This is a genomic window from Streptomyces sp. NPDC025806 (assembly GCF_055558275.1).
Window position 1 is genome coordinate 679,895 of record NZ_JBVHMU010000001.1, and the last position, 12,367, is coordinate 692,261.

A 12,367-nucleotide genomic window follows, 5' to 3' on the forward strand; every position below is an offset into this window, starting at 1 on the left:
CCTTCCGCGTGTCCGGGAGGGACGGCCCGTCTCAGTGCGGCCAGATCGGTGGGTCGTCGACGAAGCGGCCGCCGATGTGGTGGTGGGCCGGGAGGGTGTCGTCCAGGGGGCCGTGGGCGGCGAGGAGTTTTTCCGCGTAGGGCTCGGAGTCGTCCTGGGGGGCGTAGCCGAGGGCGCGGGCGGAGGTGAGGTCCCACCAGGCACGGGTGTTGGCGGAGGAGCCGTGGACGACGGTGTGGCCGACGTGCTCGGCGGTGAGGGCCGCGTCGAAGAGGCGGGCGCCGTCGGCGGGGCTCATCCAGAGGGAGAGCATGCGGACGTCGGTCGGCTCGGGGAAGCAGGAGCCGATGCGGACCGACACCGTCTCGATGCCGTGCTCGTCCCAGTAGTACTGCGCGAGGTCCTCGCCGAAGGACTTGGAGAGGCCGTAGAAGGTGTCGGGGCGGCGCGGGGTGTCGACGGGGATGAGCGGGGCGCCGTCCTCGACGTGGGGGCGCGGGGTGTAGCCGATGGTGTGGTTGGAGGAGGCGAAGACGACGCGGGGGACGTTCGCTTCGCGGACGGCCTCGTAGAGGCGCTGGGTGCCCCGGATGTTCGACTCGAGGATCTTGTCGAACGTGGACTCCAGGGAGATGCCCGCCAGATGCAGCACCCCGTCCACGCCGTGCACGGCCTCGCGCAGCGCGCCCGTGTCGTTGAGGTCCGCGACGATCGCGTCCGGCGCGTCCGGGACGGGGCGGACGTCGAACAGGCGCAGCTCGTAACCGTGCTGCGGGAGCAGGTCGCGCATCAGGGTGCCGAGCCCGCCGGCGGCGCCGGTGAGCAGGATCGTGCGGGGCGCGGAGGGAGTGCGGGGAGCGGCCATGCGCGGGATCTCCCGTGTATGTGTGTGAGTCGAGTTCATATTTGTGGACACGCTAGGGAGGAGGGCGGGGTGCGTCAAGGGTGCGGGGCGGGGGGAGTCCATGCCTTGACCCGTCCTGGACGGCGGCTTACGGTGAGCGCGTTCAGGGATATGGACAGGGATCAGAAACTTGCACATGGGGGCGGGGGAGGCGCGTGCCGGCCCGCGTCCGCGTGCACCGCGTGCACCAGTTCAGGGAGAGCCCGTGACGTCAGCCCCGCTCGCCGCCCGACTCGGCATCCCCCGGGGGCCGTTGTTCTTCCCCGTCACCGCGTACGGACCCGACGGCGGCGTCGACCTCGACGCGTACCGCACCCATGTGCGGCGCGGGGTCGAGGACGGGGCCGCCGCCGTGTTCGCCTGCTGCGGCACCGGGGAGTTCCACGCGCTCGCGCCCGAGGAGTTCGAGGCCTGCGTCGCGGTCGCGGTCGAGGCGGCCGGGGGCGAGGTGCCCGTCGTCGCGGGCGCCGGATACGGCACCGCGCTCGCCGTCGACTTCGCGCGCCGGGCCGAACGGGCGGGCGCCGATGGCCTGTTGGCGCTGCCGCCCTATCTCGTCACGGCAGGCCAGGAGGGTCTCCTGCGGCACTACACGCTGCTCGCCGAGGCGACCTCCCTCGACATCGTCGTGTACCAGCGCGACAACGCCGTGTTCACCCCGCAGACCGTCGTCGACCTCGCCCGGCACCCCAAGATCCTCGGCCTCAAGGACGGACTGGGCGACCTCGACCTGATGCAGCGCACCCTGAGCGCCGTGCGCACCGAAGCCCCGGACGTCGCGTTCCTGTACTTCAACGGGCTGCCCACCGCCGAACTCACCGCGCTCGCCTACCGCGGCCTCGGCATCACCCTCTACTCCTCCGCCGCCTTCTGCTTCGTCCCCGAGATCGCCCAGGCCTTCCACCAGGCCCTGCACGCCGGAGACGACGCGACGGTGGCCCGGCTGCTCGACGGCTTCTACCGGCCGCTCGTCGAGCTGCGCGACGAGGGGCGCGGTTACGCGGTCTCCCTGGTCAAGGCCGGGGTGCGACTGCGCGGGCTCGACGTCGGCGAGGTACGTCCGCCGCTGCACGAACCGCGCGAGGAGCACGTCAAAAGGCTCTCCGCACTCGTCGAGCACGGCCTCGGCCTGCTGGAAGGAGCCGGCGCGTGAGGACGTCCGTCTTCCTCTACCCCTGGGACGTCAACGGGGACCCGGCCGCCGCCCGCCGCATCGCCGACCTCGGCGCGGACCAGGTGACGCTCGCCGCCGCCTACCACTCCACCCGCGCCCTCACCCCGCGCCACCCGCACCACCGCGTCGTCACCGCCGCCCACGCCGCCGCGCTCTACCCCGTCGACCGGCGGCGCTGGCACGGCCGGGTCCCCGCCCCGTACCCGGCGGGCGACTGGGCCCCCGGCGACGCCTACGGGGAGGCCGCCGCCGCGCTCGCCGACGCCGGGCTCGACGTGCACACCTGGGTCGTCCTCGCCCACAACTCCCGCCTGGGCGCCGAACATCCGGACACCTCCGTCGTCAACGCCTACGGCGACCGCTACCCCTGGGCGCCCTGCATCGCCCAGCCCGCCACCCGCGCCTACCTCGTCGACCTCGCCGCCGAGGCCGCCACCCGGCCCGGCGCCCTCGGCACCGAACTGGAGTCCCTCGGCTGGTACGGACTCGCGCATCTGCACGCCCACGACAAGATCGCCGGTGTCGCGCTCGGCGACGCCGGGCAGTACCTGATGTCGCTCTGCTTCTGCCTGTCCTGCCGCGACGGGTACGGGCGGCAGGGCCTCGACCCCGACGAACTCGCCCGCGCCGTACGGATCGCGCTGGAGCCCGTGTGGCGCGGCGAGGCCCGCGACGACGGCTGGGCGAGCGTCGAGAAGCTGCTCGGCGCCGACCGGGCCGCCGCGACGCGCGCCCACCGCGACACCACCGCGCAGTCGCTCCAGGAGGACGCCGTCGCGGCGGTGCGCGCCGCCGCCCCCGCCGACACCCCCTTCCAGGTCCTGCTGCACGCCGACCCGGTCCCGTACCACTGCGGGGCCAACGCGGGCGTCGACCCCGCGCACATCCTTTCCGTCGCCGACGGCGTCGTCGTGCCCTGCACGGGGGGAGCGGGCCTTGTGGAACCCTTCGCGGCGCACGGCCGGGGTGTGATCGCCGCGAACCTCACGATCGTCCGGGGCATGGGCGGCAGCCCCGCCACGCTGGCCGCTGACGCCCGCGCGGCACGTGAGCGCGGCGCGACGGAACTGCGGCTGTACCACGCGGGCCTCGCCGCGGACGCGGATCTCGACGCGGTCGGAAGGGCCCTCGCGGAACTCCGGCGCACCGCACCGATGAGTCGGGAGCCGGCGGCCGGTCAGTACCGGTGAGGATCCACCGCGGATCCGCCCGCTCACCGGAAGGGTCACCATGAGTGACAGCACAGTGGACATCGGCCCCCAGGCCCGCATCGTCGCGCGTCTCGTGCACGGCGTCCGTGAGGACCAGCTCGACCTGCCCACCCCCTGCCCCGACTACGCGGTGCGCCAACTCCTCGGTCACATCGGTGGGTTGTGCGCCGGGCTGGCGGCGGCGGGCCGCAAGGACACCGGCGTCCTCACCGACACCGCGCCCGGGGACTCCCTGCCCGAACTGGCCCCCGACTGGCGGGCCGCCCTGCCGCCGGCTCTGGACGAGCTCGCCGAGGCCTGGCGGGAGCCGGCCGCCTGGCAGGGGGTGACCAGGGCCGGCGGACTCGAACTGCCCGGGGCCGTCGCCGGCCTGGTCACGGCCGACGAACTCGTCGTGCACGGCTGGGACCTCGCGCGCGCCACCGGCCAGGAGTACGTCCCCGAGGGCGCCGCGCTGCGGGCCGCCGAGCAGTTGCTCACCCCCGACGAGGGCGGCCGCGACGGCCTGTTCGGGCCGGTGGTGCCGGTGCCCGACGGCGCCCCGCTGCTCGACCGGGTCATCGGTCTGAGCGGACGGGATCCGGCTTGGAAGCCGTGACCCGGCCGCCGCAGTACCCGGCGAGGGTGAGCCCGGCGCCGCCCACCAGCGGCAGGAGCACGGTCACCGGCGCCAGGGTCACCAGGCCCGCGCCGGCGGCCATCGCCAGGGCGCCCGGGGTGAACAGCACCGTCCCTGCCGCCCCCGCCGCCCGGCCGAGCACCTCGTCCGGCAGGGCGCGCTGCACCGCCGTCAGGGCCGCCACCAGCGGGCAGGGCAGCCCCACCCCGATCGCCGCGGTGCCCGCGAGGACCGCCGCGTCGTACGGCACCGCCCGCACCGCCGCGCCCAGCGCGAACAGAGCGATCCCGTACGCGGCGAAGCGGCGGTCGCCGAGCCGGCGCAGCAGCCCGCCCGAGAGGGCGCCCGCGGCCACCGAGCCCACGCCCTGCACCGCGTACAGCACGCCCGTGAACGCGGGGGCCCGGCCGAGACCGTCGACCACCGCGAACACGGAGGCGCCCGTGATCCCCGACAGGGCCATGACGCCGGACCCGGACAGCAGCAGCGGGCGCAGCTCCGTGTGCCGCCACAGCTCGCGCAGCCCGTCCGCCGCGCGGACCTCCGCCCGCCGCACCGGCCGCGGATCTTGTCCCCGCAGGCTCGCGAACAGGCCCGCCGCGACGACGAACGTCACCGCGTCGAGCAGCGCCACGCGCGAGCCGCCGTACGCCGCGAACAAGGCGGCGCCCGCGAGCGGTGCCACGATCTTCATGCCCTCGTTCACCGACATCCGCAGCCCGTTGAGCTCCCCGAGCACGTCCCCGGGGACGGCGCCCGCGACCCACGCCGACTCCGCCGCGTCGGTGACGACGCCGCAGGCCCCGTAGAGGAACAGGACCGCGAACAGGAGCCACAGGCGGCCGGGCCCGTCGATCGCGAACAGGGCGAGGACGAGGCAGGCCGACGCCAGGTTCACGGCGACGAGCAGCCGTCGGCGCCGCGTCCGGTCGGCGATCGTGCCGAGCAGCGGACCGGCGAGCGTGGGCGCCCACAGCGCGAACGCGCAGAGCGCCGCGAGACCGTCCGAACCGGTCAGCTCCTTGGTCCACACCCCGGCCACCAGCCACAGGGCGCTCGTCCCGAACCCGGAGACGAGCACGGCGAGCAGGCAGCGGGCGGCGGCAGGGTCGCGCAGGACGCGGACGAGGGGACGTTCAGGGGGCGCCGACAGGGGCGATGCAGACGGGGTCATGGGCGCCGAGTCTGGATCTGAGGCCCCCGCCCCGGCATCGGGCAGATGCCCCGGATCACGCGGCCGGGATCAGCCCAGCCGCCACAGCGTGTACGTCACCACCAGCAGAACGACCCCGGCCGCGGTGAGCAGTGAGCCCAGCAGGCGCAGATGGCCCGGGGACGGTACGGCGACGGGCGGGGTGCCGGTGCGCCGGCCGAGGGTGCCGCGCAGGTCGAACGCCCAGTTGAGGCCGCAGCCGATCGCCACGAGCGCGCCCACGAGGAACAGCCCGAGCAGCTCGGGCGACGCGGCGCGCGTCACGGCGGCGACCAGGGGTGCGGAAGTCACGGTCCGGGATCCTCTGTCTAGGTTCGTTCCGGCTTGTCGACCCTAGAGGTCGGGGTTCAACACGGGGTCAAGTCCGGTTCAGGCGTGGGCAATGCCTTCACCCGTGGCTGATATCGATCGGGTAACAAGGCTCGCGAGAGCGCATGTGATGCGCGTAGACATGCAGCCACCTGCACACATCCCACCCGTTTCCAGCACCGGAGTTGCCCGTGCCGACCCTCCGCCCCTCCGCCCGCGTCATCGGCGTCGCCGCCGCCTGTGCCCTCGCCGCCGGAGTCGCCTACGGCACCGGCACCGCGAGCGCCGACCGCCCCTCGGCGAGCACGAGCGCCGAACCGCACAACATCGGCCTGCTGTTCAAGGAGATCGACTCCTACTACGGCGCCACGCAGGACGCCGACGGCGTCTGGCAGTCCTCGCCCGACAGTCAGTACGCGCAGGACCTCGCCCGCATCCAGGCCGCGGCGAAGAAGCGCATCGCCCGCGCCGCCCACCAGCAGCACGGCAAGGACGAGCGCCCCGCCGTCGTCTTCGACATCGACGACACCCTGCTGCTCAGCCTCGACTACGAGAAGAAGACCAACTACGTCTACAACGACGCCAGTTGGAAGGCCTACGTGGCCAAGGCGGACCGGCCCGCCGTGTTCGGCACCCCCGAACTCGTCGCGTACGCCGAGTCCCAGGGCGTCGAGGTCTTCTACAACTCCGGCCTGAGCGAGGAACAGCGCTCCGCCGCCGTGGAGAACCTGAAGAAGGTCGGCATCGACGTCAACCTCGACGCCGACCACGTCTTCCTGAAGAACAAGGCGAACCCGCCGGCCTACCTGAGCGACTGCGCCACCCCGGCCGCCTGGAAGTGCACCACGGTCCAGTACAAGTCCGGCACCCGCGCCCACATCGAGTCCCTCGGCTACGACATCGTCGGCAACTTCGGCGACCAGGAGTCCGACCTGGAGGGCGGCCACGCCGACCGCACGTACAAGTTCCCGAACCCCACCTACTACGTGGGCTGAGTCCGTTCCCGGGCCCGCCCGGCGGCCCTGGCTACGCTGACCCGGTGACGGAGGAACAGGCGGCGTACGGGGACTACGGGGACTACTGGGACGAGACGCGGGAGCGGCTGCGCGAGCGCGGGCTGCCCGACCGGCACGCCGAGCGGGTCCTCGCCGAGCTGGCGGAGGCCGCCCCCGCGGACCCGGCCGGGCGGTTCGGCCCGGCCGGCGCCCTCGCCGAACGGCTGACCCCCGCGCCGGCCGCCGACGAACACGCCGAGATCTGGCGCTGGTCCGCCGACACCTACGCGGACGCGGCACTCCTCGACCGCTTCGGCGCCGAGGGCTGGGAGCTCGAACGCGTCGACTCCCTCGGCCGCTTCGTGTGCCGCCGCGACCCGGAGCGTCCCCGGCGCTGGGAGTACCGCCGCGCGGTCACCGGCGTGGGGACGCGGCCCGCCGCGGAGGGCTGGGAGCTGTGCGGGGACTGGACCGTCTACACCTGGTTCAAGCGCGAGAAGCCGGCGCCGGAGCCGACGCGGGGCGGGGACGGCGCACAACCCGCACCGTCCCCGCCCCGCCGCCGACGACTGCTGCCCTGGCGCCGCCGCGCCTGACCCGCGGCCGGTGCCTCAGTCCTTCAGACCGGCCTCCATCATGGCCTGCGCCACCGGCGCCGCCAGTCCGTTGCCACTGACCTCCGAGCGCGCCGCGTCGGACTGCTCGACGACGACCGCCACCGCGATCTGCTTCCCGGACGAGTCGTCCTTCGCGTAGGACGTGAACCAGGCGTACGGCGTCTGACTGTTGTTCTCGCCGTGCTGCGCCGTACCCGTCTTGCCGCCCACGGTCGCGCCCGCGACCTGCGCGTTCGTGCCCGTGCCGCGCTCGACCACGGTCTCCATCGCCGACTGGAGCTGCTCGGCGGTCCGGGTGCTCACGACCCGCTCGGTGTCGCCGTCCGGGTAGCTCTTCAGCGCGTCGCCGTCGGCGTCCGTCACCTCGGACACCATGTGCGGGGAGGCCTGCTCGCCGCCGTTGGCCAGGGTCGCGGAGACCATCGCCATCTGCAGCGGCGTCGCCGTCACGTCGAACTGGCCGATGCCGGACAGCGCCGTCTGCGCCTTGTCCATCCCGGACGGGTACACGCTCTCGGCGGCCCGCACCGGCACGTCCTGCTTCGTGTCGTCGAAGCCGAACTTCTCGGCCATCGCCCGCACCTTGTCCTGTCCCAGGTCGACGGCCATCTTCCCGAACACCGTGTTGCAGGAGTACTGCAACGCGGTACGGATGCTGGCGTTCTCGCAGGGCGCGGTCCTGCTCTCGTTGCGCAGGTACGTGTGGGTGCCCGGCAGCAGATACGGGTCCGGCGAGTCGGTCTTCTCGTCGACCGAGCCGTACAGGCCGTCCTCCAGCGCGGCGGCGGCCACGACCAGCTTGAACGTGGAGCCGGGCGGCAGCGCCTGCTTCAGCGCCCGGTTCAGCGTCGGTACGTCCTTGTCGTCGGACAGCGCCTTCCACGCCGCCGCGTCCGAGGACCCCGAACCGCTGATCTTCGACGGGTCGAACGACGGCGTCGACACCATGCCGAGGATCTTCCCGCTCTCCGGGTCGATCGCGACGGCGGCGCCCTTCTTGTCGCCGAGCGCCCGGTACGCGGCCTTCTGGACCGCCGGGTCGATCGTCGTGACCACATCGCCGGGGGCCGTGTGCTCGCCGGTCAGCAGGTCGACCGGATTCTTCAGCTCGGGGTCCGAGCCGTCGAGCACGTCCTGGTAGATCGACTCCAGCTGTGTCGCGCCGTACACCTGCGAGGTGTAGCCCGTCACCGCCGAGTACAGCGCCCCGTCCTCGTACGTCCGCTGGTACGCGAGGTCGCCCGCGTCCGTCTTCTCGGAGCCCGTCACCGCCTTTCCGCCCACGATGATGTCGCCCAGCGGATACGCGTACTGCGCGATCGTCTTCCGCCGGTTGTCCTTGTCGTCTGCGAGCGCGCGGCCGTCGTAGAACTGCACCCACGTCGCCTTGACCAGCAGAGCGAGCACGAGGAGCAGACAGAAGACCGAGGCACGCCTGATCGTCTTGTTCATCCCACAGAAGGGACGAGCGCGGCGGAGCGGATCGTTCCTTCCGGGGCCGATTCTCAGAAAGCTCTCATGACGTGATCAAGGCCACCTTCTGTCATGAACCCTGCACAAACCCGCCCTCGTACGCGGCGATCACCGCCTGTGTCCGGTCCCGCGCCCCCGTCTTCGCGAGCACCGCGGCGACATGCGTCTTCACCGTCGCCGGGCCCACCCCCATCCGCTCCGCGATCTCCGCGTTCGTCAGTCCCGTCGCCATCAGCCGCAGCACGTCGCTCTCCCGTCCGGTCAGCCGCGCGACCCACGGCGCGGGCCGGGTCCGCGCGGCGGCGTGCTCGGCGGCCAGCGCCCGCACCGCCGCCGGGAACAGCAGGGTGTCGCTGCGCGCCACCAGGCGCACCGCGCCGACCAGCGCGTCGGCGTCCGCCCGCTTCAGCAGGAACCCGGCCGCGCCGGTCCGCAGGGCCTCGTACACGTAGGCGTCGTTCTCGAAGGTGGTGACGACCACGACGCGCGGAGGCTCGTCCATGGCGCCGAGGATCCGCTCGGTGGCGCGGATGCCGTCGACCTCCGGCATCCGCACGTCCATGAGCACGACGTCCGGACACAGCTCGCGCACCACCGACACCGCCTCGGCGCCGGTCGCGGCCTCGCCGACCACCTCGATGTCGGGCTCGGCGGACAGGATCGCGCGCAGCGCGGTGCGGACCATGCGTTCGTCGTCGGCGAGGACGACGCGCAGCGGTGCGGGGGTCACGGGATCTTCGGTTCCTTCCGGGAGGGGAGCGGCAGGTGTACGTCCAGGAGCCAGGTCCCGGGGGCGTCGGGCGCGGGGCCCGCGCGCGCGGTGCCGCCGAGCAGCCGGGCCCGGTCCGCGATGCCGCGCAGCCCGTGCCCGCCGCCGGCCCGCGGCGCCGCGGGCCCGCCCGGCACCGGGTTCTCGGCGGTGATCCGCAGCGCGTCCCCGTCCCGGGCCAGCCGCAGCGTCACGGCGGTGCCCGCGTGCCGCAGCGCGTTGCTGAGCGCCTCCTGCACGATCCGGTACGCCTCCCGGGAGACCAGCGGAGGCAGCCCGGCCGGGTCGACGTCCACCCGCGCCGTCACCTCCGTACCGCCCGCCCGGGTCCGGCGCAGCAGCCCGTCGAGATCGTCGGCCAGCGTCGGCGCGGGCGCCGTCGCCGACGCGTCCCCGGCCTCGCGCAGCACCCCGAGCACGGCGTCCAGCTCCCCGACCGTGCGCCGCGTGGTGTCCTCGATCGCCGCGAGCGCCTCCCGTACGAAGTCGGGGTCGCTGTCCAGAACCCGGCGCGCGGCGCTCGCCTGGAGGGTGACCGCGCTCAGCGCGTGTCCCACCGAGTCGTGCAGTTCGCGGGCCAGCCGGTTGCGCACCGCGAGGTCGGCGGCGCGCTCCTCGGCCTGCGCGAGCCGGTCGGCGGGGCTCGGCCCGAGCAGCGCGGGCGCCCACCGCGCGAGCAGCCCCGAGGCCGTCGCCGCGCACACCGCGAGCGCCACCAGCAGGACCAGCCCGAGGACCGGCATCAGCGGCAACGCCCAAGGATGATCCGCCACTTGGGGCGCGAGCTTGTCCGAGTCCCGCAGCGCGGGCACCAACGGCAACGCGATCAGTGCCAGTGCGAACGGAGGCAGCGCCAGCGTCATCCCGCTCAGGATCCCGCCGGCCCCCAGATGCAGGGTGAACCAGGCGGCGGTGCGGGCGCGGGCCTCCCGGGTGCGCGGCGGCCCGTCCGCGAGCTCCGCCGGATCCACCCCGCACAGCGCCCGTACCACCGCGACCGACATCGGCCGGGTCAGCGGCGACAGGGCCGCGGTCAGCGCGGCGAGCGGCAACCCGCAGGCGAACGAGGCCAGTTGCAGCCCGAGGTCCGAGAACACGTCGCTCGCGCCGGTCAGCGGCCCCACCACGACCGAGGCCAGCAGCAGGTACGGCATGGCGAGGGCGCCGCCGATGATCAGATGCAGCCAACGGCGGCGCGCCCGACGGCCGAACAGCAGCCGTGCCGCGGTCCTGGTGCGCACGTTCCTCACGCGGGTACGGGGATGCGGCGGGCGGCGGCGTGATGGGCGCCGATGGTCACGACGAGCAGGCCGACGATCATCTGGCCAGCGTAGGTGAGGTTCATCAGCGGCGTGGGCTGCCGGGCGAGGTCGTCGACCCCGCTCAGCGAGGCCAGCGCCAGCCAGCCGCCCCAGCAGGCCGCGGCCCCCGACCCCACCCACAGCAGCGCCAGCGGCACCTTCAGCGACAGCACCCGTCCGCGCCGGAAGGCGAGCAGCACGGCGCCCGTGACCGCGGCGACGAGATACAGCGCGTTGAGCGTCTCCATCACGTAGTAGGCGCTGTCGCGTTCGGCGGCCCGCGCCGTGTTGAGTCCGGCGTCCATGCCGCACGCCCACAGCAGATGCGTCGCGACGGGCAGCACCGCGAGCAGGGCCGCGCCCACCGCGACCAGACGCTGCGCCGCGTCCTGCGGCCGGACCGGCAGCTCCCACACGCGGCCCTGCCAGACCCCGCTCCAGCGCTCCCGCGCGTACCCGACGAAGAGGGCGCCCAGGCACAGGCCCTGCGCGATGAACCCGGGATACACGACGGCGAACACCCAGTCGTCCAGGAAGGGTTCGCTCGCCCCGGCGGTGGCGCCCGAGCCGTCGAACGCCTTCACGATCAGCTGCACCGGGTAGCCGGTCATGATCGGGGTGAGCAGTCCGGTCGCCACCCACATCGGCACGGCGAGCGCCCAGGCCGGGACCCGGCGCCCCCAGGGGCGGGTCAGGAGGAAGGCGAGCAGGACGACGGCTCCGTCGAGCAGCACGGTGATGCCGTTGGCGACCGCCATCGTCGTGCGGTGGTCCAGGAGGGTGCTGCCGTCGGGGATGCCGACGCGGCTGCCGGCGATCCAGGCGATCTTCAGCGACAGGTAGGGGAGGCAGGCGAGGACGGTGACGTTCCGCAAGGCGGTGCGCAGGTTCGAGGACATGCCTCCAGGCTGGCCGGGCCCGGGCCGGGGCACGTCGTGCGTGCCGGTGATCCGCCTCCGCCGCGCGGGGGAGGGGCGGCGGCGGGAAGCAGGACTACAGCCGGCGCGTGGCCATGGTCAGACGGTCCCGCGCGTCGAAGAGAGCGTCCTTGACCATCTGCTCGTGCGCGGGGGTGAGACGGGCGACCGGGACCGAGCAGGAGATCGCGTCCCGGGCCGGGGTCCGGTACGGGATGGCCACACCGAAGCAGCGCAGCCCCAGCGTGTTCTCCTCGCGGTCCACCGCGAAGCCCTGCTCGCGCACCTGGTGCAGCTCCTCGATGAGCTTCTCGCGGTCCGTGATCGTGTGCTCGGTCAGCGCGGGCAGCGTCTCCGGGAGCATCTTGCGGACCTGCTCGTCGGTGTGCGTCGCGAGCAGCGCCTTGCCGAGCGAGGTCGAGTGCGCGGGCAGCCGGCGCCCCACCCGCGTGAAGGGCCGCAGATAGTGCTGGGACTGGCGCGTGGCGAGGTACACGACGTTCGTGCCGTCGAGCCGGGCCAGGTGGATCGTCTCGGTCGTGTCGTCGGACAGCCGGTCCAGGGTCGGCCGCGCCGCCGCGACCACCTCGTCGCCGTCGATGTACGACGTGCCGACCAGCAGCGCCCGCACGCCGATGCCGTACCGCGTGCCGGTCGCGTCGGTCTCGACCCAGCCGAGCTCGACGAGCGTGCGCAGCAGCATGTACAGGCTGGACTTGGGGTAACCGACGGCCTCCTGGACCGCGGCCAGCGAGTGCATGCCGGGGCGCCCGGCGAAGTACTCGAGCAGCTCCACCGTGCGGACCGCCGATTTGACCTGGGCACCGCCCGCGGCGGCCCCCGCCTCGCCTGCCGACATCTCCCT

13 protein-coding genes are annotated in these 12,367 nt (G+C 73.7%); 5 read left to right on the top strand and 8 right to left on the bottom strand.

From position 1 onward, the window contains the following. Positions 1 to 31 precede the first annotated feature (31 nt). A complete protein-coding gene (locus tag ACZ4E1_RS03075) occupies positions 32 to 865 on the bottom strand; it encodes an NAD-dependent epimerase/dehydratase family protein (protein WP_467535221.1) in 834 nt (277 codons plus the stop codon). Positions 866 to 1,109: 244 nt separating this feature from the next. Here ACZ4E1_RS03075 and ACZ4E1_RS03080 point away from each other — a divergent pair, with 244 nt between their 5' ends. The 3 genes from ACZ4E1_RS03080 to ACZ4E1_RS03090 are packed head-to-tail and all read left to right on the top strand — an operon-like array spanning position 1,110 to position 3,887. Further along, positions 1,110 to 2,057, top strand: a complete 948-nt coding sequence (locus ACZ4E1_RS03080) for a 5-dehydro-4-deoxyglucarate dehydratase (protein ID WP_467535222.1) — start codon at positions 1,110 to 1,112, stop codon at positions 2,055 to 2,057. Next, positions 2,054 to 3,268 carry a hypothetical protein gene (locus tag ACZ4E1_RS03085; RefSeq protein WP_467535224.1) on the top strand — a complete coding sequence of 405 codons (1,215 nt, stop codon included), beginning with the start codon at positions 2,054 to 2,056 and terminating at the stop codon, positions 3,266 to 3,268. Before ACZ4E1_RS03080 ends, ACZ4E1_RS03085 begins: the two co-directional genes overlap by 4 nt. Positions 3,269 to 3,308: 40 nt before the next feature. Continuing rightward, a complete protein-coding gene (locus ACZ4E1_RS03090; RefSeq protein ID WP_467535226.1) occupies positions 3,309 to 3,887 on the top strand; it encodes a TIGR03086 family metal-binding protein in 579 nt (192 codons plus the stop codon). On the opposite strand, the gene ACZ4E1_RS03095 is transcribed toward ACZ4E1_RS03090, so the two are convergent. Together ACZ4E1_RS03095 and ACZ4E1_RS03100 are read right to left on the bottom strand one after the other, a co-directional pair. Next, positions 3,847 to 5,082 (bottom strand): MFS transporter, encoded by a 1,236-nt coding sequence (locus ACZ4E1_RS03095; protein ID WP_467535228.1) that lies wholly within the window; start codon positions 5,080 to 5,082, stop codon positions 3,847 to 3,849. The two genes, ACZ4E1_RS03090 and ACZ4E1_RS03095, sit on opposite strands and share 41 nt — an antisense overlap. Positions 5,083 to 5,151: 69 nt before the next feature. Then, a complete protein-coding gene (locus ACZ4E1_RS03100; RefSeq protein WP_467535230.1) occupies positions 5,152 to 5,412 on the bottom strand; it encodes a hypothetical protein in 261 nt (86 codons plus the stop codon). A gap of 209 nt (positions 5,413 to 5,621) precedes the next feature. Here ACZ4E1_RS03100 and ACZ4E1_RS03105 point away from each other — a divergent pair, with 209 nt between their 5' ends. Beyond that, complete coding sequence (locus ACZ4E1_RS03105) at positions 5,622 to 6,425, top strand: HAD family acid phosphatase (RefSeq protein WP_467535231.1); 804 nt, start codon at positions 5,622 to 5,624, stop codon at positions 6,423 to 6,425. A gap of 44 nt (positions 6,426 to 6,469) precedes the next feature. Beyond that, positions 6,470 to 7,021, top strand: coding sequence for a hypothetical protein (locus ACZ4E1_RS03110; protein WP_467535232.1), 552 nt, complete (start codon positions 6,470 to 6,472; stop codon positions 7,019 to 7,021). Positions 7,022 to 7,036: 15 nt separating this feature from the next. Here the strand turns inward: ACZ4E1_RS03110 and ACZ4E1_RS03115 are convergent, their stop codons facing one another. From ACZ4E1_RS03115 to ACZ4E1_RS03135, 5 genes are all read right to left on the bottom strand, one after another. After that, positions 7,037 to 8,494, bottom strand: a complete 1,458-nt coding sequence (locus ACZ4E1_RS03115; protein ID WP_467535233.1) for a peptidoglycan D,D-transpeptidase FtsI family protein — start codon at positions 8,492 to 8,494, stop codon at positions 7,037 to 7,039. Between the two features lie 91 nt (positions 8,495 to 8,585). Beyond that, complete coding sequence (locus ACZ4E1_RS03120) at positions 8,586 to 9,245, bottom strand: response regulator transcription factor (RefSeq protein ID WP_467535235.1); 660 nt, start codon at positions 9,243 to 9,245, stop codon at positions 8,586 to 8,588. Beyond that, on the bottom strand, positions 9,242 to 10,525 hold the full coding sequence (locus tag ACZ4E1_RS03125; protein WP_467535237.1) for a sensor histidine kinase: 1,284 nt from the start codon (positions 10,523 to 10,525) through the stop codon (positions 9,242 to 9,244). The genes ACZ4E1_RS03120 and ACZ4E1_RS03125 overlap by 4 nt, the downstream gene beginning before the upstream one ends. Positions 10,526 to 10,530: 5 nt before the next feature. Beyond that, entirely contained in the window at positions 10,531 to 11,484 is a 954-nt protein-coding gene (locus tag ACZ4E1_RS03130; RefSeq protein WP_467535239.1) for a hypothetical protein, read from the bottom strand. A 94-nt stretch (positions 11,485 to 11,578) separates the two neighbouring features. Beyond that, positions 11,579 to 12,361, bottom strand: coding sequence for an IclR family transcriptional regulator (locus ACZ4E1_RS03135; RefSeq protein ID WP_467535240.1), 783 nt, complete (start codon positions 12,359 to 12,361; stop codon positions 11,579 to 11,581). Between the last annotated feature and the right edge of the window lie 6 nt (positions 12,362 to 12,367).

Coding starts and splice junctions, on each gene's coding strand:
- ACZ4E1_RS03075 (WP_467535221.1), bottom strand. CDS start 865: ATGGCCGCTCCCCGCACTCCCTCCGCGCCCCGCACGATCCTGCTCACC.
- ACZ4E1_RS03135 (WP_467535240.1), bottom strand. CDS start 12,361: ATGTCGGCAGGCGAGGCGGGGGCCGCCGCGGGCGGTGCCCAGGTCAAA.
- ACZ4E1_RS03115 (WP_467535233.1), bottom strand. CDS start 8,494: ATGAACAAGACGATCAGGCGTGCCTCGGTCTTCTGTCTGCTCCTCGTG.
- ACZ4E1_RS03130 (WP_467535239.1), bottom strand. CDS start 11,484: ATGTCCTCGAACCTGCGCACCGCCTTGCGGAACGTCACCGTCCTCGCC.
- ACZ4E1_RS03095 (WP_467535228.1), bottom strand. CDS start 5,082: ATGACCCCGTCTGCATCGCCCCTGTCGGCGCCCCCTGAACGTCCCCTC.
- ACZ4E1_RS03090 (WP_467535226.1), top strand. CDS start 3,309: ATGAGTGACAGCACAGTGGACATCGGCCCCCAGGCCCGCATCGTCGCG.